We start from the raw sequence: 21034 nt of genomic DNA on the forward strand, positions 1-21034 counted from the left end.
AAGTCAGTTTAACCTTACAGGAGAAACCCATGTCCAACGCCGTCACCCCGGCGCGTGCGACCTCGCGCGCCCAACGCCCCTCCGCCCGCCGCCTCAAGCCTTGGCAGGCCGCCCTGATCGGCCTCGCGGCCTGCACGCCCTCGCTGGTCGTCGCCTTCGACGCCTGGGCCGCCCCGCCGGTCGTCCAGTCCGCGCCCGCCTTCACCTCCGACCGGCTGTCGGTCGAGGTCGTCGGGACCGGGCCCGACGTCATCCTGATCCCCGGCTTCGGCTGTTCGCGCGAGGTCTGGCGCGTCGAGGCCGACCGGCTGAAGGCCACGCACCGGGTGCATCTGGTCCAGCTCGCCGGGTTCGCGGGCGAACCCTGGAGTCACGGCGACGGTCCCTTCATCGGTCCGGTCGTCGAGGAACTGGCCCGCTACATCCGCGAGCAGGGCCTGACCTCCCCGGCGCTGGCCGGCCACTCCATGGGGTCCCTGATCGGTGTCCGCCTGGCACAGGCGCACCCCGGGTCCATCGGCCGGCTGATGAGCGTCGACAGCCTGCCCTTCTTCGGGGCCTTGCGCGGACCGCAGGTCACGCCGGAACAGATGGCCCCGGTGGCGGAGCAGACGGCCCAGGCCCTGCGGACCATGTCCGACGCGGCGTTCCGGGACGCCCAGGTGCGCAGCGCGACCGGCTATTCCCGTGACCCCCTGACCCGCGAGCGGATGGTGGAATGGACCCTGACCTCGGACCGTCAGGCCATGGCAACGGCCATGCGCGACGTCCTGACGACCGATGCCCGGCCCGGACTGGCGACGATGACCATTCCCGTCACCGTTCTCTATGCGGCGGACGCAGACGGAGGGGCTCCGGCCGCCCAGGCGGACCAGGCCTGGGGCCACGAATACGCCGCCCTGCCGGGCGCGACCCTGATCCGGGTCGACGGCAGCCGGCATTTCATCATGAGCGACCAGCCCGCCCGGTTCGCGGTATTGATGGACGCGTTTCTGAAATAGGGCGTCAGGGGGCGGGTGCGGGGGCGGGCTTCGGCGCGCCCCCGAACTCGTCGGCATAGGCCGGGGCCAGCAGGGTGCGGAAGACGGCTTGGGGCACGGTTACCTCATAGCTGCCCTCGGCATAGGGCCCCACCACATACGGACCGATCAGGAACACCAGCCCGCCCGCCTTGCCCGGCTGCGTACCGGCCGCCAGCACGAAGGGCGTCGTGGCGACCCGGGGGCAAGTCCAGTCCCCGCCGGTCAGGGTCACGGTCTGCGCGTCGGGGACGCGCTTCTTCTTCTCTGCATTGATGGCGGCGCACAGGGCGGAATCCAGGGGCGACAGGTTCCCCGCCCGACCGAACAGATCGATGGCCGTGATCTCCCGCTTCAGCGCCTTGTCCCACAGGATGGCGGCAAAGGCGGCGTTCGGATGGGCCCCGCCGGTGTTCTCGTAGTCGGTGCGCATCAGGCTGAACAGCTTGCCGGTCTCGGCCCCGGGCGTGATGTCGATGGACTTGGCGTAGGGGGCCATGCCCTGATCGCCGCCCGCCTCGGTCCTGTCGGCCTGGGCCCCCTCGGTAAACTGCCGCAGATCCTGCACCCCGGCCGCATACAGCCGCGCGTGGAGGTCGGGCTGGGTCTTGATGGCGACCGGCAGTTTCAGGCTGACCTCCGCGAACGGCGTCTTCGACTCATAGGCCATCGGGGCCGCGGCATCGGCCGGGGTCACCACCGCCGGGGCGCCGGCCGCAGGGGCCGGAGCTTCGGCCTCACGCTCGCGGTTGCAGGCGCTCAGGGTGACGAGAACGGCGAGACTGATCAGGATGTTGCGGGGGGCGAGGGTCATGGATCTCTCCGGTTACAGGGTCACGGATACAGCGCCGAGGGCGATGGCCGCCAGCAGGATCAGTCCCGCTTCGCGATTGGATCTGAACAGCCGCAGCGCCAGCACCCCGTCCGCGGGTTTCAACGCGCGGACCTGCCAAGCCAGATGACCGGCGTAGACCCCGAGCGCGAGGAAGAACGGCAGCCAGAGGCCTGCGTCCACGCCCGCCAGTCCGGCGAACAGGACCGCCCCGGCATGGAAGATGGCGACGCCGCCCTTCACATCCTTGCCCAGCCGGCGGGCGGTCGACTTGACCCCCACCATGGCGTCGTCCTCGATGTCCTGCAGGGCGTAGATGGTGTCGTAGCCGATCGTCCAGAACACGCCACCAATCCAGAGCAGCACCGCCGGCACCGCCAGCGCTCCGTCGGCCGCCGCAAATCCCATCAGCGCGCCCCAGTTGAAGGTCAGCCCCAGCCACGCCTGCGGCCACCAGGTGATCCGCTTCATGAAGGGATAGGCCGCCACCAGCGCCAGCGATCCCACGCCCAGCAGGATCGCCGTCAGGTTCAAGGTCAGCAGGATCAGCAGGGCGACGAGGCTGCACCCGACCACGAACCCCCAGGCCTGTTTGACGGAAATGCGCCCCGACGGGATAGGCCGCCCCGCCGTCCGGGCCACCTTCGCATCGATGTCGCGGTCAACGATGTCGTTGAAGGCGCAACCCGCGGCCCGCATGAGACAGGCTCCGAGGCCAAAGCCGGTAAACAGCCACAGATCATAAAGATCCGGCATCCGCTGCGCCGCCGCCAGCGCCAGGGCGATCCCCTGCCAGCCGGGCAGCAGCAGCAGCCAGATGCCGATCGGCCGGTCGAACCGCCCCAGCTTCAGCCACGGCTTCAGGCCTTCGGGAGCGCGGTCATCGACCCAGTTGCGGCCGGCGTCGGGGAGGGGAGCGGACATGGGAGATGCGATAGCATCCCGGCCACCCGCCGTCAGGTCACAGCTCCAGCCGTTCCTGGGCGTCGAACAGCAGATACAGGCAGATCGCCAGCAGGCCGATATCCTTGGCCAGGAACTGACCGGTCGACCCCAGCGCCGGGAAAACATAGCCCTCGGCCACGATCCCGGGGGCGGTGAAGAAGAAGCTCAGCGTGACCACGAACGTCGCCACCCCCATCAGGGCGCCCACCAGTCCGGCGAACGGAAACCGTCCGCCGAGGGCGATCAGAGCGCCTGCGGTGATCTCCAGCACCCCGATCACGGCCGAGGCCCCCTTGACCCCGATCAGCGGATACATCCAGCCGAACAGCCAGTAGTCCTGGGCGATCCCGCGTACGCCCTCCGCCTCGTACGGCAGGAACTTCATCAGCCCGAACCACAGCAGGATCAGCACGATGCCGGCCCGCAGGACGGCGCGGCCATCAAGGCGGGAACGGGGAAGGGGATCAACGGCGACCATGACGCGCTCCGGACAGGTTGCAGCCCGCTTCGTCGCCCGGCCGGTAAAGGTTACCCGCGCCGCACCAGCAGGACGCCGCCGATCACCAGGGCGACGCCCGCCAGCCGGGTCAGGCTGACCGGATTGCGCGGCACGCCCAGCGCCCCGAAATGATCCAGCACCAGGCTGAGCATCAGCTGGCCCGCCACCATCAGGGTGATGGTGGTCGCAACCCCCAGCCGGGGCACGGCCCAGGCGGCCGCCACCACGAACACGGCCCCGTACAGCCCCCCGACCCAGGCATAGGCCGGCAGCCCCCGCATGGCGGTGACATCCGGACGGGTCTGCAGCGCCAGGGCCAGCAGCCCCAGCGCCGCCGTGCCCACCGCGAACGAGACAAAGGCCGCATTGACCGGGCTGGAGACGGCCGTGGCCAGCCGGGCGTTGGTCGGGGCCTGCAGGGCCGTTGCGCCTCCGGCGAGGACGACGGCAATCATGGCGATCCAGGGGGCAAAGTTCATGGGCCGCCTCTACCAGCGCGGATCGACCGGCGCATCCGCGAACATCTCGGCCAGCCGCGCCCGCGTCGCATGATGAGTGTCCGGGGGCAGGGCGGCGGGGTCGAACCAGCCCGTCTCTGCAATCTCCCCGTGATGGGTCAGGGCACCCGTCTCGAAGGCGTCGAACCGGTAGACCAGCACATGATCGCCGGGAAAGAACCGCTCGTTGGAGTGAACCGAGACCAGCCGCCCCGGCGCGGTGGGCTTCAGCCCCGTCTCCTCGAACAGTTCGCGCGCCGCCGCATCACCGGTCATCTCGCCCCGGTCGACACCGCCGCCGGGCAGCCACCAGCCGGCCAGATAGGTGTGTTTGACCAGCATGACCCGCCCCTCCCCATCCACCGCCACGGCGCGGACCCCCAGGGTCATCCCCCGCTGCAGCCGCGACACCGCAAAGAACAGCGGTCGGGTGAAGGGCTCGATGCGCACACGCCAGTTCATGGGCGGACGCTACAGGACCACGACCTGGCCGTCCTCTTTCGTGAACTGATCCGGTTTGCGGTCCAGCACCTCGAACACCCGCTCCGACGGACGCGCCAGCACGACGCCCAGCGGGGTTTCCACAAGGGGCCGATTGACCAGAACGGGATGGGCGACCATGGCCGCGATCAGGGCGTCGTCCGGCACCGTCGGGTCCAGCAGGCCGAGGCTCTCGGCGGGCGTGCCCTTCTCGCGCAGCAGGTCCCGGGCCGTGCCGCCCATCCGCGCGATCAGGCCGCGCAGACGGGCTTCGGTCCAGCCGACCTCCCGATACAGGATCACCTCCGGCGCATGGCCCTGGGCCTTGATGGCGGCCAGCACATTGCGCGACGTGCCGCAGTCGGGATTGTGAAAGACGGTGACGGGAAAATCGCTCATCCGCAGACCTTCTCCCGGCCCCGCGCGGCGATCAAGCTACCCGCAAGGCGAGGGCGGGCGGCCAAAGCTTGAACCCCGGGCCCGCCCGCTCTATTCCCACACCTGAACAGGAGCACCCCATGCTGGCCCTCGGCATCATCATCGGTTTCGTCGTCGTCATCGCCGCCATCAACGCCTTCGAGTTCGGCCGGGTTGACTGAACCCGCGACGGGCGCGGCCCTCGTCACGGGCGGGGCGCGCCGGATCGGCCGGGCCATCGTGCTGGCGCTGGCCCGGCGCGGCCATGACGTAGCCATCCATCATCGCGATTCCCTCGAAGACGCAGAGGCCCTCGCCGCCGAAGTGCAGGCTCTGGGTCGTCGTGCCATCCTGCTCGCCGCCGATCTGGCCGATGAGGATCAGGTGCGCGCCCTCATTCCCGACGCCACCGCCGCGCTGGGCCCGCTCTCGGTCCTCGTCAACAATGCCTCGGTGTTCGAGGACGACCGGGTCGGAGACCTCTCCCGGGCGATCTGGGACCGGCATATGGAGGTCAATCTCCGGGCACCGGTCGTGCTGGCCGAGGTCTTCGCCACCCAGGCCCCCAACGGCTCTTCCATCGTCAATCTTCTGGACCAGCGGGTGCTCAAGCCCGACCCGCGGTTCGTGTCCTACGCCCTGTCGCGCAACGGCCTGTGGTGGGCGACCCGCACCCTGGCCCAGGCGCTCGCGCCGCGCGTCCGCGTGAACGGAGTGGGTCCCGGACCAACCCTGGCCTCGATCCATCAGACGGCCGCCGATTTCGCCGCCGAGGCCGCCGCCGTGCCGCTCGGCCACGGAGCCGATCCGGACGACATCGCCGCCGCCGTGGTGTATCTCGTTGACGCCCGTTCCGTCACCGGCCAGATGATCGCCGTGGACGGGGGTCAGCATCTGGCGTGGCGCACGCCCGACATCCTGGACTGAGCCCCGTGAACGACCTGTCCTTTCCTGCTGTCGCGACCCGCGAATCCCTGCGGATCTTCGTGCGCGGTCTGCGGGTCGAGGCCGGCATCGGCATCTATGACCATGAGCACGGCCGGCTGCAGACGCTGCTGATCGACGTCACCCTCGATCTGGGACCGACCGAGGTGCACGGGCTCGCCGACACGGTGAACTACGAGACGGTCGCCGAGGCGTGCCGCAGCATCGTCGCCGAGGGTCATGTCGGCCTCGTCGAGACCTTCGCCGAACGGCTGGCCCTCGACTGTCTGAAGGATCCGCGCATCCGGGCGGTCACGGTCCGCGTCGACAAGCCGGGCGCGCTCGAGGCCGCCGCCGGCGCAGGATGCGAGCTGACCTACCGCCGCTGACAGGCCGTTCGGGCGTCAAACCTTGCCTTTCGGCCCCGTACGCACGACATGTCGCCGCGCAATGCCCAGCATCCGTTTCACCCGCCGCTTTTCCATGGCCCACCGCCTGTTGTCGGACCCCGCGTCCCGCTGCGCGGTGCCGCACGGCCATAACGAGTTCGTCCACGTCACCCTGGCGACCGAGGCGGCGATGGATTTCGGCGGCTCCAACTATGTCGCCTCGTTCGAAACCCTGAAGGGGCGCTGGCACGGGTTCATCGACAAGGCCGTGGACCACGCCTTCCAGCTGAATGCCGCCGATCCGATGCTGGACTGGTTCCGGCAGAACGAACCGCACCGTCTCGGCCGGCTGATGGTGTTTGAGGGCGATCCGACCACCGAGGCCTTTGCCATCGCCCTGCGCCGAAAGCTGGACGCCATCCTGATCGACGACGGTTCGCCCTTCCACTGCGTCGAACTGGTGCTGGAAGAGACCCCGACGAATGCCGTCATCATCGGCGCGACCCTCGACCCCGCCGAGCAGGCCTGGGGGGCCGGCAGCTGGATGGATCGCCCGGATCTCAGCATCAATGACCTGATCTGACGCGGGTTCGGCTTGCCTCGCGCGGGGCCGCCCGCCATTGTCGCCCGCGAACGATTGAGGTTACCGATGGCCGAACCCGGCGATCCGAACGCGCCCGAAACGCCCGAGTCCGAGGTCGATCACGACGCCGGCGTCGGCTTCTCCTCGGCCGCGTCCCTGAAGGGCCGGCCCCGTGCGCCGATCGCGGACACACCGCCGGTGCAGGAGCCCGTCGCGGTCACGCCTGAGCCCGCACCTGAACCGGCCCCGCCGGTTTTGGACCGTCCCGCACCGCCGGTCGCGCCAGCGGCCCCCGAACCGGTGATGGACGCGGCACCGCCGGCCTGGGCGCGGGAGACACCGCGCCCCGCGGCCCCCCCTCCGGTCGAATTCGGCACTGCACGACGCACCGCCCCTGCGGAGATCGAGGGCGGTCTGGGCCTGTTCTCCGTCTATGCCCTGATCCTGTTCGCCGTGCCGACCCTCGGGGTCTCGGCCCTCATCGCCCTGCTGGCCGTGACGGGCCGTCCGGGACCGCAGGGTGAACTCGCGGCCAGCCATTTCCTGTTCCAGCAGCGAACCTTGTGGGCCGGGGCGGTGGTCGCCCTGCTCGGCGGCATCCTCATCGCGGTCGGTCTGGGCGTCTTCGTCCTGTTTGTTCTGGCGCTGTGGTTGATCCTTCGGGGGGCCGGCGGCGTTCTGAAACTGAGGGAAGGGCAACCGATCGCCAATCCCCGCACCTGGTTACTGTAGGAGCGCTCATGTCCGATCTGTCCCAACCCCGACTGTCGCCCGGTGACGAGTCCGAAGGCAAGCCCGCGGCCCTCGTCGCCTGGGGCCTGTACATCCTGTCGATTCCCTCGGCCAATGTGCTGGTCCTCGTGGGTCTGGTCCTCGCCTATGCCGCGCGGGGCACGGCCACGGGCCTCGCGCGCCAGCACATCGACGCCCAGATCGCGCTGTTCTGGTCGGTGTTCTGGTGGACCATCGCCCTGTGGGTGCTGATCGCCATCAGCGCCGTGGCCTCCATCGTTCTGATCGGGATTCCCTTCCTGCTCCTGTTCGGCCTCCTTTGGTTCCTGCTCAGCGTCTGGTTCACCGTGAAGAGCGTGCTGGGCATCCTGAACCTGGTGGCTGACCGGCCGGCCTGATCGGGAACACGGGTCCGGCCCACGCCGTTTCATCCGGACAACCGGAGCCCCCCCTGATGACCAACTTCCGCGATCTGACTGCCGACCAGCGCTACGAACAGGATTTCGAGGGACCCGACGGCCAGACCGGCCGCGTCTGGGCCGACTACGCGGTTCAGGGGGATCGCCGCACTATCCTGCATGTCGAGGCCGAAGACGCCCTGAGGGGCACGGGCGCGGCCGGGCGCTTCATGCAGGCGCTCTCCGATCATGCCCGCGGCAGCAACATCCGGCTGACCCCGCGCTGCGGCTATGCGGTGGCGTGGTTCAAGCGCCATCCCGATCAGGCCGACGTCCTCGCCTGATCGGGAGCCGGGGCCGCGGCGTCAGCCGCCGGAATAGCCGCCGATAATGGGCAGGACCTCGCCGGTGATGAAGCTGGACATCTGCGGCGAGGCCAGGAAGACATAGGCCGGGGCGATCTCCTCGGGCTGGGCCGGGCGCTTCATCACGGTCTGCGCGCCGAATTTCGCGACGTCCTCCGCCTGCCTGTCGGCGGGGTTCAGGGGAGTCCAGACCGGTCCGGGCGCGACTACATTCACCCGGATGCCCCGCGGGGCCAGATGGGTGCCCAGCGACCGGGCGAAGGCATGGATGCCGCCCTTGGTCATGGAGTAGTCCAGCAGGTTCTTGTTGCCCATGATGCCGGTGACCGAGCCCGTCATGACAATGGCCCCGCCCGTCTTCATGTGCGGCACAGCCGCCTGGCACAGGTTGAAATAACCGTACAGATTGGTCTTCAGCGTCCGGTCGAAATGCTCAAACGTCAGATCCTCGAACGCCTCGACATGTTCCTGGAAGGCAGCGTTCGGCACCACCACATCGAGGCGGCCGAAGGCCTTCAGCGTCGCCTCGACCGCCATCTTCGAAAAGGCCGGATCGGCAACGTCGCCCTTCAGCACGATGGCGCGGCGACCCTCGGCCTCGACCGCCCGCTTCGTCTCGGCCGCATCCCCGTCCTCGTCCAGGTGGCAGATGGCGACATCGCAGCCCTCGCGCGCGAACAACACGGCGACGCTGCGCCCGATGCCGGAATCGGCCCCCGTGATCAGGGCGGCGAAACCGTCCAGCTTGCCCGACCCCTTCCAGAACGGGGCGTCATACATCGGCGCAGGGTCCAGGGCCGCCTCGTCTCCCGGCTTGGTCTGGTGCTGCTCGGGGAAGGGGGGCTCGGGATAGGTCCGGGCCCCGGCCTGGACCGCCCCCCCTTCGTCCCCGCCGCCACCGCTTCCAGCTTTCGCGTCAATCCCGGCCTGGATGGCGCGTTCGTCCCCGGCGACGGTTTCGGCAGCGGTCGTGAAGCGGTCGGTCATGGTCGGTCTCCTCGGACATAGGCCTGAAAAACCGGCGGACCCCGGCGGGGTTCCGGCGCATTATGCGGTTTGACGGCACGACGTCACGCGGAGGCGGCCATGGACGGGATCGATCTGGAGGAGCTTCAGCAGGGTCTGGGGGCCGTCGCGGGACCGGTCCAGATCTGGATTCTGCCGGCCCTGCTGGGTCTCGGCCTGGCCTCGGCCACCGGCCTCAGGACCTTCCTGCCACTGCTGATGCTGGCGCTCGCCGCCCGATTCGGCCTGTTCGGGATCGAGCTGAACGACCGGATGGCGTGGCTGGCGGACGGACCAGCGGTCGCGGCCCTGACCGTCGCCGCCGTCGTCGAGTTCACGGGCGACAAGATTCCCGTCGTCGATCACGGGCTGAATGTGCTCGGGGCATTCACCCGACCTGTCGCCGGGGCTATCGCGGCCGGCAGCGTGTTTGCGGGTCTGGACCCCACCACCGCCGCCGTCGCCGGTGTGATCGTTGGGGCTCCAACGGCATTCGCCTTCAACGCCGCCCAGGGTGGGGCGCGTCTGACCTCCACGGCTGCGACGGGCGGGGTCGGCAATCCGGTCCTGTCCCTGATCGAGGACATTCTGGCCTTTGGGACCGTGGCCCTCGCCTTGCTCGCCCCCGTGCTTGTGCCAATCCTGCTCATCGGGCTGGCGGTGCTGGTCTTCCGCCTGGCCCGCCGGCTGAGGGCGCGGCGGGATGCGCGCGGCGCTTCTAGAGGTTACGCGACACGATCATCTTGAGGTTTCCGGCACGCGAGGGCAGGTCTTCGGCCAGGCGCGACGCGATCTCGCGGGCCCCAACCGGATAGACGTCACCGCCGCCGGCAATTTCCTTGGCGGTCGCTGCCGCCTGCTCCAGCAGGGCTTCCAGCGACTCGATCTGTTCCACAGCCAGCGCACGCGCTTCCTGCTGCAACCGTTGCACGCGTTCGGCCGTTGTCGCGGGGGCACGCATCAGGTCGTAGACTTCCGCCTCGGCGGAGACGACGCGCAGGGCGGGTTTCGAGGGTTTGGGCATTATCTTCACTCCTTCGCCCGTCCCAATGCGTCTGCTACAGCGACGGTTGCGGACGGGCAATGAGCAAGCAGCAATCTTCGTGCCAGTGTTGCGCGAAGGTCGCAATTTTCGTCCGTATCAGACCCTTTCCGGGGCGTGAATGTCCTCGTCCTCAAGCAGGTCGGCCGCTTCCTCGTTCAGGGCCTGACCCTCACGCCGCGGTTTGACATAGGGTTCCGGGGTCGGCGTGACGGCATTGCCGCGCATCAGGCCCCGCCCCGCCGTGATCCCGCCCGACACCTGCAGCGCCAGCCGCTCGGCATCGCGCCGGCGCACATCCTCGATCGTCTCGGCCGTATCCAGGGCGTTGAATCCGAGGTCGATCAGGACCTGCTCGCCGAACTTCAGCGCGGATTCGAACGTCTCGCGGATATGGTACTCCACCCCCGCCTCGATCAGCCGGATCGAATGGCCGCGGTCATAGGCGCGCACGAACAGCTTGGTCAGGGGGAATTCGGCCTTGACCAGCTCCACGATCCGGTCGGCCGTCTCGGCCTTGTCGACACAGACCAGAATGGTCTCGGCCTCCGCCGCCCCCGAGGCATGCAGCACGTCCAGCCGTGACCCGTCGCCGTAATAGACCTTGAACCCGAACTTGCCGGCCGCCTGGATCATCTCGACGTCATGGTCGATGATCGAGACGTCGACATCGCGCGCCAGCAGGGGCTGGGACACCACCTGGGCGAAGCGGCCGAAGCCGATGACCAGCACCCGGCCGCGCAGGTCACGGGCCTTGTCGATCCCGTCCAGGGACACGGTCTCTTCGGGCTTCAGCCGGTCGGCCACCAGCATCCGCAGCGGCGTCAGCGCCATGGACACGATCACCACCGCCCCCGCGATCGCTGCCGTGCGCGCATCGAACAGGCCGGCGGCGAGGGCGGCGGCGTAGAGCACGAAGCCAAACTCCCCGCCCTCGCCCATCAGGGCCGCCCGCTTCAGCGCCTCTCCATGCCCGGCCCGGATCCGCGCGACCGCATAGACGCCCGCCATCTTGGCCCCCATGAAGGCCGCGACCCCGCCCAGCACCACCGGCCAGTCGTCGACCACCACCCCGAGGTCCAGCGACATGCCCACGCTCAGGAAGAACAGCCCCAGCAGGATGCCGCGGAACGGTTCGATGTCCGCCTCCAGCTGGTGCCGGAAGGTCGATTCCGACAGCAACACTCCGGCCAGGAACGCCCCCATGGCCATCGACAGCCCGCCCAGATCCATGGCCCAGGCCGCGCCCAGCACGACCAGCAGTGCGCCCGCGGTCATCACCTCGCGCCCGCCGTATCGCGCCAGGATCCGGAACGCCGGGTTCAGCGCCCATTTGCCGATGGCATAGACGCCCGCCACCGCCGCCACGGCAAAGGCCACGGTCATCCAGATCGGCTGGGGATTGGCGATGGTCGTCCCGTACAGTCCGGCCAGGACCGCCACCAGAGCCAGCAGCGGCACGATGGCCAGGTCCTCGAACAGCAGGATGGAGACGACCCGCTGGCCGTCGGCCTCATTGTTCTCGTTCCGCTCCTCCAGCAGCTGCATGACGATGGCGGTGGAGGACAGGGCAAAGCCCGATCCCGCGATCACAGCCGCGAACCACGGCAGGCCGAACAGCATCGCCGCCCCGGTCAGCAGGGTGGCGCAGACCGCCACCTGCAGCGCCCCCAGCCCGAAAATCTCCTTCCTCAGGCTCCACAGCCGCGCCGGTCGCATCTCCAGCCCGATCAGGAACAGGAACATCACGACGCCCAGCTCGGCGACGTGCAGCACGGACTCCGCGTCCTCGATCAGCCCGGCCCCGAACGGCCCGATCGCCAGACCGGCGGCCAGATAGCCCAGCACCGCGCCCAGCCCGAACCGCTTGAACAGCGGCACGGCCACGACTGCGGCCCCCAGCAGGGCCACCGCATGGCCCAGACCCATTCCCGTCGCTTCCGCCATCGTCGCCCCTGACCTGTCTTCCCGGAGTGTGGGGTCGATCTGCTGCGATTGCGAGAGGTCGGGGTGTCAGTCCCGCAGTTCGATCCACGCCGGCGCATGATCGCTGGCGTGTTCCCGGCCTCTCACCGCGGCATCGACCCCGGCATCGACCAGCCGCTCCCCGGCCGGCCCGTTCAACAGCAGGTGATCGATCCGCAGGCCCGCATCCCGCCCCCAGGCGTCGCGCAGATAGTCCCAGAAGGTATAGACGGCCTCGTCCGGAAACCGCTCGCGCAGGGCGTCGGTCCAACCGTCCGCCAGCATCCGCGCAAAGGCCGCCCGGCTTTCCGGCTGCAGCAGGGCGTTCTTCTTCCATGACCGGCTGTTGTAGATGTCGGCCTCGGTCGGGACGACATTGTAGTCGCCCGCCAGCACGACCGGGGCCTCGGTGCCGAACAGCGTCTGGCCATGGGCGATCAGCCGCTCGAACCAGGCCAGCTTGTAGTCGAATTTGGGGCCCGGCTGGGGATTGCCGTTCGGCAGATACAGACACCCGATCAGCACCCCGTTCACCGCCGCCTCCAGATAGCGGCTCTGGCGGTCGTCCGGATTGCCCGGCAGTGCGCGGCGCGTGACCACCGGCTCGCCGGCCCGGCTCAGGATCGCCACCCCGTTCCAGCGCGCCTCCCCCACCCAGACGGCGGCATAGCCCGCCGTCCGGATCGCCCCTTCCGGAAACCGGTCGTGCGGGGCCTTCAGCTCCTGCAGACAGGCGACATCGGGCCGGGTCTCCTCCAGCCACTCCAGCAGATTGTCCAGCCGGGTGTTGACGCCATTGATGTTGAAGGTGGCGATCCGCACCGGCTCAGCCCCGGGCCAGATCCACGATCCTTCGCACCAGCGCGCTGTCGGGATCCATCAACGGGTCCAGCACGGTGAAATGGTTCAGCCCCGCCAGCGCCTCGAATCGGGTCTCGACCCCCCGCGCGCCCCACCCCGCGGCCATGTCCCGCGACTGGCGGAGGAACTCCCCCGTCTCGTCGCCGCCGACGACACAGTCCAGCACCGTCCCGCCCGGCGTCGACCCGTTCGGCACGGGCCAGTGGATCGGCGACAGCGCGGCAGCCTCCCGCGCGTCCAGCCGCAGGGCCGTGTTGATCGTGGTCGGGATCAGGGGGGCAAGCTCGAACACGCCGGAGATCGCCACCGCTGCCGAAACCCGACCTTCGCTCAGCAGACAGGCGGCCAGATGCCCGCCCGCCGAATGGCCGAACACCACCGGCCGTCGCCCGGTCCGCGCCCGGATCAGCTCCACCGCCTCGCGCGCCTGGCCGATGATCCGCCCCAGCCGCACATCCGGACACAGGTCATAGGACGGGATGGCCAGACCGACCCCGTGGGCCAGCAGGGCCGGGGCGATCCCGCTGAACCACGACCGGTCCAGCGCCTGCCAGTAGCCGCCATGCAGGAACACTGCGACCGGCGCGTCCGGCCGGGCCTCGAACAGATCCATGACCTCGCGTGGCCCGGAACCATAGGGCAGGGGGATCGGCGGATGCACCGCCCGGGCCGCCTCGGCCGCGGCCTTCCAGCGCGCCATGACCGCCAGGTGGTCCGGCACGGCGGCGCGGTTGTTGTACTCCGCTTCGAAATCGAGGGGCTTATCGCTCACGCCGGCATCCGCTACTCAAGCCCGCGAACACCGGAGCCCACCCCCATGATGACCGCCATCTTCGTCTTCATCAAATGCGAGCTGGGGCACGCCAACGACGTCGCCGCCGACATGGTCGACAATGTCGAGAACGTCTCGGAGGTCTATTCCACCTCGGGCCAGTACGACCTCCTCGCCAAGTTCCAGCTGCCCAGGGAGATGGACATCGGCACCTTCGTGACCAAATCCGTCCAGACCCGCCCGCACATCCGCGACACCTTCACGGTGATCACCTTCTCGCCGTTCCTGCCGTCGAAGTGAGGCAAGGCGTCTCCTCCCCATCGCCGAAGGGCGATGGGGAGGTGGCCCGGAGCGAGCAGCTCCGGGACGGAGGGGGCGACCGGGTCTCATCGGGTGAGCACCAGGAGCCCTCATCTCAACCACCGCCTCGCCCCCTCCGTCTCATCGCTGATCGCGATGAGCCACCTCCCCATGCGCTTCCGCGCATGGGGAGGAGATGACGCTACGTCACCCGTTTTCTTTGCTAACCTGCCACTCTGAGACGCAGGCACAGGCGTCAGGGAGTGAACCATATGACCGATCTGGACACCTTCCGCGCGGAGACCCGCGCCTGGCTGGAGGCGAACTGCCCGGCCGAATGCCGCGGTCCCCTCGACAATGAGGAGGACCGGGTCTGGGGTGGCCGCAACGCCACCTTCAAGACCCCTGCCCACCAGCGCTGGATGCAGGTCATGGGCGCGCGCGGCTGGACCGCGCCGGAATGGCCGACCGAATACGGCGGCGGCGGCCTCAGCCGAGAACAGGCCAAGGTCCTGGCGTCCGAGATGCGCCGCATCGACGCCCAGATGCCCCTGTCCTCCTTCGGCATCTGGATGCTGGGCCCGGCCCTGCTCCAGTTCGGCACAGAGGCCCAGAAGAAGCGCTTCCTGCCCGAGATCGTGCGCGGCGAGATCCGCTGGTGCCAGGGCTATTCCGAACCCGGCGCGGGGTCGGACCTCGCGGGCATCCAGACCCGGGCCGAGGATCGCGGCGACCACTGGATCGTCAACGGCCAGAAGGTCTGGACCTCCTATGCCGACAAGGCCGACTGGATCTTCTGCCTCGTCCGCACCGACCCCGAAGCCCCCAAACATCTGGGCATCAGCTTCGTCCTGTTCGACATGGCCACCCCCGGGGTGACCACCAAACCCATCGCCCTGATCAGCGGCAAGTCGCCCTTCTGCGAGACCTTCTTCGACGACGTCCGGGTCGAGAAGGAGAACCTGATCGGCACGCTGAACCGCGGCTGGGACGTGGCCAAGGCCCTGCTGGCACATGAGCGGACCATGATCGGCGGCATTGGCGACATCGGCCGACCCATGAGCCAGGTGGCGGTCGATTCGATCGGCCTCGACGACACCGGCCGCCTCGACGAACCGATGCTGCGCGCGAAGATCGCCGAACTCGAAATCGACGCCGCGGCCTTCCGCCTGTCGATGGAGCGGGTGGGCGACCAGGTGAAGGCGAAACAGGTGTCGCCCGCCATCGCCTCGATGCTGAAATACTATGGCTCGGAGCTCAACAAGCGCCGCCATGAACTGGCCATGGCCGCCGGCGGCTCGGACGCCCTGGAGTGGGAAAGCGAGCGCTCGCACAAGGGCACCGCCGCCCGCGACTGGCTGCGCACCAAGGCCAATTCCATCGAGGGCGGGACCTCCGAGGTCCAGCTCAACATCATCGCCAAACACCTGCTGCAGCTGCCGGGAGCCTAGTCCATGCAGCGAGTTGCGCTGTTTGCACTGTGGTTTCTGGCGAGCCTGAGCTTCGTGGCCAGTCTTGGCCTGGTCTGGATCGCGTGGTTTTGGATGATGTGGGGAGCAGGCGGTGATCTGCGTGACGCCTATCTGCCGCCCTTCTACGTCCTCATCTTTCTGACGCCGTTCACCTCGGCAGCCATCGCGGCTCTCGCCTATCGCGCACGATCGAAGTCCATGTGGCCTCCCGTGTCCGTCACTCTGCTCCTGCCCCTCGTCTGGGGGGCGGGCTTCCTCATCGGTGAATAATCCATGCCCCTGATCCTGACTGAAGAACAGACCATGCTGAAGGAGGCCACCGACGGCTTCCTCAACGAGCATGCCCCCATCGCCCACCTGCGCTGGCTGCGGGACTCGAAGGACGCCGACGGCATCTCCCGCGACCTCTGGAAGGCCTTCGGCGAGATGGGGTTCGCCGGCGTCATCATCCCCGAGGAACACGGCGGCTCCGGCCTCGGCGCGGTTGAGGCCGGGGTCGTGGCCGAGGGGCTGGGCCGGACCCTGACGCCCTCGCCCTTCTTCGGCTCGTCGATCCTCGCCGCCCGCATCCTGATCGACGCCGCCTCACCGGACCAGCAGGCCGCCTGGCTGCCACGCATCGCGGCGGGCGAGGCGATCCTGTCGCTGGCCCTCGACGAAGGCCCCAAACACCAGCCCTCGCGCATCGCGACGACGGCCGAGCGCAGCGGCAACGGCTTCAAACTGAACGGGGCCAAGGGCTTCGTGCTGGACGGCCACATCGCCGACGCCCTGATCGTGGCGGCCAGGACCGACGCGGGCACCACCCTGTTCCTCGTCGATCCGAAGACGGCGGGCGTGGAGATCGAGCGCACCGTCATGGTCGACGCCCACAACGCCGCCCGCATCACCCTGACCGATGTCGCGGTCGACGCCGATGCGGTGATCGGTGAGGTCAACGGTGGTGAGGCGGCTCTGGAGGGCGCGCTCAACCTCGGCCGCGCCTGCGCCGCCGCCTGCCTGACCGGGGCGGGCGATCAGGCGTTCCTGACCACCGTCGAGTACCTCAGGACCCGCAAACAGTTCGGCAAGGCCATCGGCGAGTTCCAGGCCCTGCAGCACCGCGCGGCCCATCTGTTCACCGAGCTGGAGCTGGCCCGCGCCGCCGTTCTGGGCGCGCTGCAGCGGCTCGACGCCGGGGCGTCAAAGGCCGATCTCGCCGTCTCCGTGGCCAAGGCCAAGGCCGGCAAGGTCGCCGAACTGGCGGTGCAGGAGGCGGTCCAGATGCACGGCGGTGTCGGCATGACCGACGAATACGACGTCGGCCTGTTCATGAAGCGCGTCCGCGTCCTGAACGAGCTTCTGGGCGACGCCGGCTTCCACGCCGAGAAACTGGCCCGCGCCGGCGGCTACTGACCCCTAGCGCGGGGCCGGCCGGCCGCCCTCGGCCCATTCGGGGGTGAAGTCGCCGTCGGCCATGGCCGCCAGCGGCTCCACCAGCGAGCCGATGGCCGTGGTCATGAAGGGGATGTTGAGGTTCGCGATCGTGTCCTCGGGCGTGTGATAGGTCGGGATCGTGGCCCAGCCCGAGACGGTGTGGGCGACGATCCCACTCAGGGCCAGGGCATAGTTGTCCGAGCGCTCGAAGAAGTTCTGCTCCGGATAAGGGTCCGGCCCGACCAGCGCGCCCCGCGCCTTCAGCGCCGCGCCGAAGTTTGACCGGTCGAACCCGGTCATCATCATCACACCGGCCGGCAGCTGCGGGTCCTGGTCGCCGATCATCTCGATCTCCAGATTGGCGGCGATGTCGGTCAGGGGAATGGGCGGATGGTCGACGAAGTAGCGCGACCCCAGCAGGCCCGCTTCTTCCGATCCATAGGCCACGAACATCAGGCTGCGCTCATGCGGACCCATGTCGGCCAGCGCCCCGGCAAGTTCGATCACCGCTACCGTGCCCGAGGCGTCGTCATTGGCCCCGTACATGACCACCCCGTCTGAGCGGACCCCGATATGGTCCAGATGGGCGGAGACCATCAGCACCCCGGCGTCGGGGTCGGTGCCCTGCAGCCAGCCGATGGCATTGGTGGTGACGCCCTCCTCGACCGTAGCCTGACCGGGATCGAAGCTGGCGGTGCCGCCCGCGGCGCGCATCCGGTCAAAGGTCTCACCCGGCACCACGACCACGACCGGTCCGCCCCGCGCCGGCGTCTCGGCCAGACGGATGCTGGTCCGCGGCGGGCCTCCGACGGCACCCGCCAGAGCCGCGGTCTGGCGCAGCACGATCAGCTTGGCCCCCTTCTGGGTCGCCGCCCCGATCCAGGCCCGCACGCCGCCGCCCTCGGGCGGGGCGATCAGGACGACCTCTCCGGCCGGCAGGGCCGCCGGATCCTGGCCCTCGGCCACCACCACGCTCCCGGTGGCCGACTGGGTCGCGCCCGACAGGACGCCCAGAACCCGCGCTCTGCTCCAGCGTGACCCCGCCGACGGTCAGCACAGCCCGGCCCGACGGCGTGGTCTTCACCACCGGCGCGCGCTGCAGATAGCTGTCCATGCCCGGCGCGGGCGTCAGGCCGGCCAGCCGGAACTGGGCGGCCACATAGGCGGCGGCGATGGCCTCGTCCCGGGTCGCGCTGCCCCGGCCCTGCAGCTCGGGGCCGGCGAGAAAGTTGATGTGCGCCTCGACCGCGTTCCGGTCGATCGCCGGCGCGGTCTGGGCCAGGACCGGGGCCGCCATCAGGGCGATCAGCGAGACGGCGGCGAGGGACAGGCGTTTCATGATGGGGCTCCGGGGCACAGGGCCCAAGGCCTAGGCGGCGGCGAGGTCGGGCGTCAAGCGCGTCTGGCGAGGGGGCCCGGCAGACGCTAGACCGGCATCATGCGCGATCATCCCTCCACCCCCCTGACCGGCTATGACGAGCTCGGCCCGGCCGAGCGGCTGGCGCGGATCGAGGCCTTTCGCGACTCCATGGTCCGCCGTCGCACGGTGCGGGACTATTCGGACCGGCCGGTGGATCGCCGGATCGTCGAGGCCGCCCTCATGACGGCCGGGTCCGCCCCGTCCGGGGCCAATCACCAGCCGTGGTTCTTCTCGGTCATCGAAAGCCCCGGGGCCCGGGCCCGCATCCGCGCGGCGGCCGAGGCGGAGGAGCGGGAATTCTACGCCAGCAAGGCCCCGCAGGAATGGCTGGACGCGCTGGCCCCGCTCGGCACCGATCCGGACAAGGCCTTTCTCGAGATCGCGCCGATCCTGATCGCGATCTTCGCCCAGAAGCGCGGCGGCCCCCGCCCCGGCGATCACAGGAAGAACTACTATGTCGCCGAGAGCGTCGGCATCGCCACCGGCCTGCTGATCGCCGCCCTGCACGAGGCGGGGCTGGCGACCCTCACCCACACCCCCGCGCCGATGAGTTTCCTCAGCGAGATCTGTGGCCGTCCGGCGGACGAAAAGCCCTTCCTGCTCCTGGTCGCGGGCCATCCGGGCGTGGACGCCACCGTTCCGGTCGCCGCCCTGGACAAGAAGCCGCTGGACGCCATCGCCGCCTGGATCTAACGCCGGCCCGCCCCCGAAGATCGGACCCGACATGAAACGCCTTCTCCTCGCCGCCTCCGCCCTCGTCCTGGCCGGGGCCGTCGCCCTCGGCAGCGCGACCTCGGTCGACGCCTGGGGCGCGACCGGTCACCGGCTGATCGGGGTGGCCGCCATGCGGGCCCTCCCCGACGACCTCCCGGCCTTCCTGCGCGCGCCGGGGGCCATCGCCGAGGTCGGCGAGCTGTCGCGCGAGCCCGACCGCACCAAGGGGGCCGGCCAGCCCCATGACCGCGAGCGCGACACCGCCCATTTCGTCGATCTGGACGACGCCGGCCATGTCATGACCGCCGCCGGTCCCACCCTGGCCCAGCTGCCGGAACTCAAGAGCGAATACGATGCGGCCCTGCTGGCGGCCGGCATCAAGGTCAACGACGCCGGCTACCTGCCCTATGCCATCATGGACGGCTACCAGCAGCTGGAGCGCGACTTTGCCCACTGGCGCGTGCTGAACGCCGCCGAGGCGCGCGAGGCCGACCCCGCCCGCCGCGCCTGGTACCGCGAGGACCGGCTGCGGCGCGAGGCCCTGATCCTGCGCGACATCGGCTATCTGTCCCACTTCGTCGGCGACGGCTCCCAGCCGCACCACACCACCATCCACTACAATGGCTGGGACCGGGCCACGCCCAACCCCGAGGGCTTCACCACCTCGCGCCAGACCCACGGAGCCTTCGAGGGGGCCTTCACCCGCCGCGCCGCCCGGCTGGACGCGGTCGAGGCCGCCATGCCGGCGCCGGCCCTCGGCGGGTTCGAGCTGCGCGCCCGCACCGCCGCCTATCTGACCACCACGCTCGCGACCGTGACCCCGTTCTACCGGCTGGAAAAGGCGGGCGGCTTCACCGACGGCGATCCTCGCGGCGCGGCCTTCGCCACCGAGCGCCTCGCGGCCGGGGCCGCCGAGCTGCGCGACCTCGTCACCCTGGCCTTCCGCGACGCCGGCACCCGGTCGATCGGCTGGCCGGCCGTCAAGGTCGCCGAGGTCGAGGCCGGCACCGCCGACCCCTGGCTGGCGATGATCGGGGAGGACTAGGTTTTCAGTCCCTTCTCCCCTTGCGGGAGAAGGTGGCAGCCGAAGGCTGACGGATGAGGGGTGACTCCCGATCTTGCCGGTCGACGTCTGCTCATCTCATCCCGGATGCGTCTTCGTACCCCTCATCCGCCCCTCCGGGGCACCTTCTCCCGCAAGGGGAGAAGGGCTAAGCAGCCGCGATGATCCCCCCCGTTGTCATCCTCGACCGGTCGCAGATGGCCGAGAACATCGGCGCCGTCGCCCGGGTGATGGCCAACTTCGGCCTCGACCGGCTGCGGCTGGTCAGCCCCCGCGATGGCTGGCCCCAGGACCGGGCCTGGCCCCTCGCGTCCGGGGCCGACTGGGTGCTGGACGGGGTCCAGGTGTTCGACAGCGTCGCCGCCGCCACCGCCGACCTGACCACCGTCTACGCCGCCACCGCCCGCCCGCGCGAGACCCACCAGCCGGTCCGCACCCCGCGCGAGGCCGCGCGTGTCCTCTATGACGACGCCGCCTCCGGTCTGGGCGTCGGCCTGCTGTTCGGCAGCGAAAGGGCCGGGCTCGAGACCTCCGACATCGCCCTGTGCCAGGGCATTGTCACCATCCCCATCGACCCCCGCCACCAGAGCCTGAACCTGGCCCAGGCCGTCGCCATCAACGCCTATGAGTGGCGCACCCTCATCCTCCACGCCCCGCCGCCGAACTTCCGCGACGCCGAACCCCCGGCCCCGGGCGACCTGCAGCTGGGGATGTACGAACATCTGGAGCGCGAACTGGACGCCGCCGGCTTCTTCCATCCACCGGAGAAGTTTCGCTCCATGAGCCAGAACCTGCGCGTCATGCTGGGCCGCAGCCGCTTCACCGCCCAGGAGGTCGCGACCTTTCGCGGCGTGATCACCGCCCTGTCCAGGGGGCGGGGGCGGGTGCTGGAAAGGCTTGCGCGCGAACAATCCTCCCCCGTAG

27 protein-coding genes and 1 pseudogene are annotated in these 21034 nt (G+C 69.6%); 16 read left to right on the forward strand and 12 right to left on the reverse strand.

Annotated elements, in window-relative coordinates; genetic code table 11:
- Positions 1 to 29: 29 nt before the first annotated feature.
- Positions 30 to 1001 (forward strand): alpha/beta fold hydrolase, encoded by a 972-nt coding sequence (locus tag SJY26_RS06455; RefSeq protein WP_396595309.1) that lies wholly within the window; start codon positions 30 to 32, stop codon positions 999 to 1001.
- 4 nt (positions 1002 to 1005) lie between these two features.
- Here the strand turns inward: SJY26_RS06455 and SJY26_RS06460 are convergent, their stop codons facing one another.
- The 6 genes from SJY26_RS06460 to SJY26_RS06485 are packed head-to-tail and all read right to left on the reverse strand — an operon-like array spanning position 1006 to position 4671.
- Positions 1006 to 1833, reverse strand: a complete 828-nt coding sequence (locus tag SJY26_RS06460; protein WP_396595310.1) for a DUF3298 domain-containing protein — start codon at positions 1831 to 1833, stop codon at positions 1006 to 1008.
- 12 nt (positions 1834 to 1845) lie between these two features.
- The gene (ubiA, locus tag SJY26_RS06465) at positions 1846 to 2775 is read right to left on the reverse strand and encodes a 4-hydroxybenzoate octaprenyltransferase (protein WP_396595311.1); all 930 of its coding nucleotides are present in this window, start codon (positions 2773 to 2775) and stop codon (positions 1846 to 1848) included.
- A gap of 37 nt (positions 2776 to 2812) precedes the next feature.
- Positions 2813 to 3274 carry a YkgB family protein gene (locus SJY26_RS06470; protein ID WP_396595312.1) on the reverse strand — a complete coding sequence of 154 codons (462 nt, stop codon included), beginning with the start codon at positions 3272 to 3274 and terminating at the stop codon, positions 2813 to 2815.
- 50 nt (positions 3275 to 3324) lie between these two features.
- Positions 3325 to 3774, reverse strand: a complete 450-nt coding sequence (locus SJY26_RS06475; RefSeq protein ID WP_396595313.1) for a DMT family transporter — start codon at positions 3772 to 3774, stop codon at positions 3325 to 3327.
- A 9-nt stretch (positions 3775 to 3783) separates the two neighbouring features.
- Positions 3784 to 4254, reverse strand: a complete 471-nt coding sequence (locus SJY26_RS06480; protein WP_396595314.1) for an NUDIX domain-containing protein — start codon at positions 4252 to 4254, stop codon at positions 3784 to 3786.
- Positions 4255 to 4263: 9 nt separating this feature from the next.
- Positions 4264 to 4671, reverse strand: a complete 408-nt coding sequence (locus tag SJY26_RS06485; RefSeq protein ID WP_396595315.1) for an arsenate reductase family protein — start codon at positions 4669 to 4671, stop codon at positions 4264 to 4266.
- A 68-nt stretch (positions 4672 to 4739) separates the two neighbouring features.
- On the opposite strand from SJY26_RS06485, the gene SJY26_RS06490 reads away from it, so the two are divergent.
- From SJY26_RS06490 to SJY26_RS06520, 7 genes are all read left to right on the forward strand, one after another.
- Positions 4740 to 4871 (forward strand): hypothetical protein, encoded by a 132-nt coding sequence (locus SJY26_RS06490; protein ID WP_396595316.1) that lies wholly within the window; start codon positions 4740 to 4742, stop codon positions 4869 to 4871.
- Positions 4864 to 5616, forward strand: coding sequence for an SDR family oxidoreductase (locus SJY26_RS06495; RefSeq protein WP_396595317.1), 753 nt, complete (start codon positions 4864 to 4866; stop codon positions 5614 to 5616). The genes SJY26_RS06490 and SJY26_RS06495 overlap by 8 nt, the downstream gene beginning before the upstream one ends.
- Before the next feature lie 5 nt (positions 5617 to 5621).
- A complete protein-coding gene (gene folB / locus SJY26_RS06500; RefSeq protein WP_396595318.1) occupies positions 5622 to 6002 on the forward strand; it encodes a dihydroneopterin aldolase in 381 nt (126 codons plus the stop codon).
- A 61-nt stretch (positions 6003 to 6063) separates the two neighbouring features.
- Positions 6064 to 6585 (forward strand): 6-pyruvoyl trahydropterin synthase family protein, encoded by a 522-nt coding sequence (locus SJY26_RS06505; protein ID WP_396595319.1) that lies wholly within the window; start codon positions 6064 to 6066, stop codon positions 6583 to 6585.
- Positions 6586 to 6651: 66 nt separating this feature from the next.
- Positions 6652 to 7317, forward strand: a complete 666-nt coding sequence (locus SJY26_RS06510) for a DUF4870 family protein (protein ID WP_396595320.1) — start codon at positions 6652 to 6654, stop codon at positions 7315 to 7317.
- A gap of 8 nt (positions 7318 to 7325) precedes the next feature.
- Positions 7326 to 7715 carry a hypothetical protein gene (locus SJY26_RS06515; protein ID WP_396595321.1) on the forward strand — a complete coding sequence of 130 codons (390 nt, stop codon included), beginning with the start codon at positions 7326 to 7328 and terminating at the stop codon, positions 7713 to 7715.
- A gap of 56 nt (positions 7716 to 7771) precedes the next feature.
- Positions 7772 to 8059, forward strand: a complete 288-nt coding sequence (locus SJY26_RS06520; RefSeq protein WP_396595322.1) for a GNAT family N-acetyltransferase — start codon at positions 7772 to 7774, stop codon at positions 8057 to 8059.
- A gap of 21 nt (positions 8060 to 8080) precedes the next feature.
- On the opposite strand, the gene SJY26_RS06525 is transcribed toward SJY26_RS06520, so the two are convergent.
- Positions 8081 to 9067 (reverse strand): SDR family oxidoreductase, encoded by a 987-nt coding sequence (locus SJY26_RS06525; RefSeq protein ID WP_396595323.1) that lies wholly within the window; start codon positions 9065 to 9067, stop codon positions 8081 to 8083.
- Between the two features lie 99 nt (positions 9068 to 9166).
- Between SJY26_RS06525 and SJY26_RS06530 the strand changes: the two genes are divergently transcribed.
- The gene (locus SJY26_RS06530) at positions 9167 to 9832 is read left to right on the forward strand and encodes a DUF4126 domain-containing protein (protein WP_396595324.1); all 666 of its coding nucleotides are present in this window, start codon (positions 9167 to 9169) and stop codon (positions 9830 to 9832) included.
- Here the strand turns inward: SJY26_RS06530 and SJY26_RS06535 are convergent.
- The 4 genes from SJY26_RS06535 to SJY26_RS06550 form a co-directional block, all read right to left on the reverse strand.
- Positions 9804 to 10109: a hypothetical protein gene (locus SJY26_RS06535; protein WP_396595325.1), complete on the reverse strand. Its 306-nt coding sequence runs from the start codon at positions 10107 to 10109 to the stop codon at positions 9804 to 9806. The two genes, SJY26_RS06530 and SJY26_RS06535, sit on opposite strands and share 29 nt — an antisense overlap.
- 117 nt (positions 10110 to 10226) lie before the next feature.
- Positions 10227 to 12074: a monovalent cation:proton antiporter-2 (CPA2) family protein gene (locus SJY26_RS06540; protein WP_396595326.1), complete on the reverse strand. Its 1848-nt coding sequence runs from the start codon at positions 12072 to 12074 to the stop codon at positions 10227 to 10229.
- Positions 12075 to 12140: 66 nt separating this feature from the next.
- Complete coding sequence (locus SJY26_RS06545; RefSeq protein ID WP_396595327.1) at positions 12141 to 12914, reverse strand: exodeoxyribonuclease III; 774 nt, start codon at positions 12912 to 12914, stop codon at positions 12141 to 12143.
- A gap of 4 nt (positions 12915 to 12918) precedes the next feature.
- Positions 12919 to 13725 carry an alpha/beta hydrolase gene (locus SJY26_RS06550; protein ID WP_396595328.1) on the reverse strand — a complete coding sequence of 269 codons (807 nt, stop codon included), beginning with the start codon at positions 13723 to 13725 and terminating at the stop codon, positions 12919 to 12921.
- Positions 13726 to 13770: 45 nt separating this feature from the next.
- On the opposite strand from SJY26_RS06550, the gene SJY26_RS06555 reads away from it, so the two are divergent.
- The 4 genes from SJY26_RS06555 (at position 13771) to SJY26_RS06570 (ending at position 16892) form a co-directional block, all read left to right on the forward strand.
- Complete coding sequence (locus tag SJY26_RS06555; protein WP_396595329.1) at positions 13771 to 14025, forward strand: Lrp/AsnC ligand binding domain-containing protein; 255 nt, start codon at positions 13771 to 13773, stop codon at positions 14023 to 14025.
- Between the two features lie 272 nt (positions 14026 to 14297).
- A complete protein-coding gene (locus SJY26_RS06560) occupies positions 14298 to 15476 on the forward strand; it encodes an acyl-CoA dehydrogenase family protein (RefSeq protein WP_396595330.1) in 1179 nt (392 codons plus the stop codon).
- Positions 15477 to 15479: 3 nt separating this feature from the next.
- Complete coding sequence (locus tag SJY26_RS06565) at positions 15480 to 15767, forward strand: hypothetical protein (RefSeq protein WP_396595331.1); 288 nt, start codon at positions 15480 to 15482, stop codon at positions 15765 to 15767.
- 3 nt (positions 15768 to 15770) lie between these two features.
- Entirely contained in the window at positions 15771 to 16892 is a 1122-nt protein-coding gene (locus tag SJY26_RS06570) for an acyl-CoA dehydrogenase family protein (protein WP_396595332.1), read from the forward strand.
- 3 nt (positions 16893 to 16895) lie between these two features.
- Here the strand turns inward: SJY26_RS06570 and SJY26_RS06575 are convergent, their stop codons facing one another.
- Positions 16896 to 17879 carry a M28 family peptidase gene (locus SJY26_RS06575; protein WP_396595333.1) on the reverse strand — a complete coding sequence of 328 codons (984 nt, stop codon included), beginning with the start codon at positions 17877 to 17879 and terminating at the stop codon, positions 16896 to 16898.
- A gap of 472 nt (positions 17880 to 18351) precedes the next feature.
- On the opposite strand from SJY26_RS06575, the gene SJY26_RS06580 reads away from it, so the two are divergent.
- The 3 genes and pseudogenes from SJY26_RS06580 to SJY26_RS06590 form a co-directional block, all read left to right on the forward strand.
- On the forward strand, positions 18352 to 19026 hold the full coding sequence (locus SJY26_RS06580; RefSeq protein WP_396595334.1) for a nitroreductase family protein: 675 nt from the start codon (positions 18352 to 18354) through the stop codon (positions 19024 to 19026).
- A gap of 31 nt (positions 19027 to 19057) precedes the next feature.
- Positions 19058 to 20092 carry a S1/P1 Nuclease gene (locus SJY26_RS06585; RefSeq protein ID WP_396595335.1) on the forward strand — a complete coding sequence of 345 codons (1035 nt, stop codon included), beginning with the start codon at positions 19058 to 19060 and terminating at the stop codon, positions 20090 to 20092.
- Between the two features lie 179 nt (positions 20093 to 20271).
- Positions 20272 to 21024 (forward strand): annotated as a pseudogene (locus SJY26_RS06590) (RNA methyltransferase); the annotation flags it as partial.
- Between the last annotated feature and the right edge of the window lie 10 nt (positions 21025 to 21034).

This window comes from Brevundimonas sp. R86498, from assembly GCF_044598075.1.
Taxonomy (GTDB): domain Bacteria; phylum Pseudomonadota; class Alphaproteobacteria; order Caulobacterales; family Caulobacteraceae; genus Brevundimonas.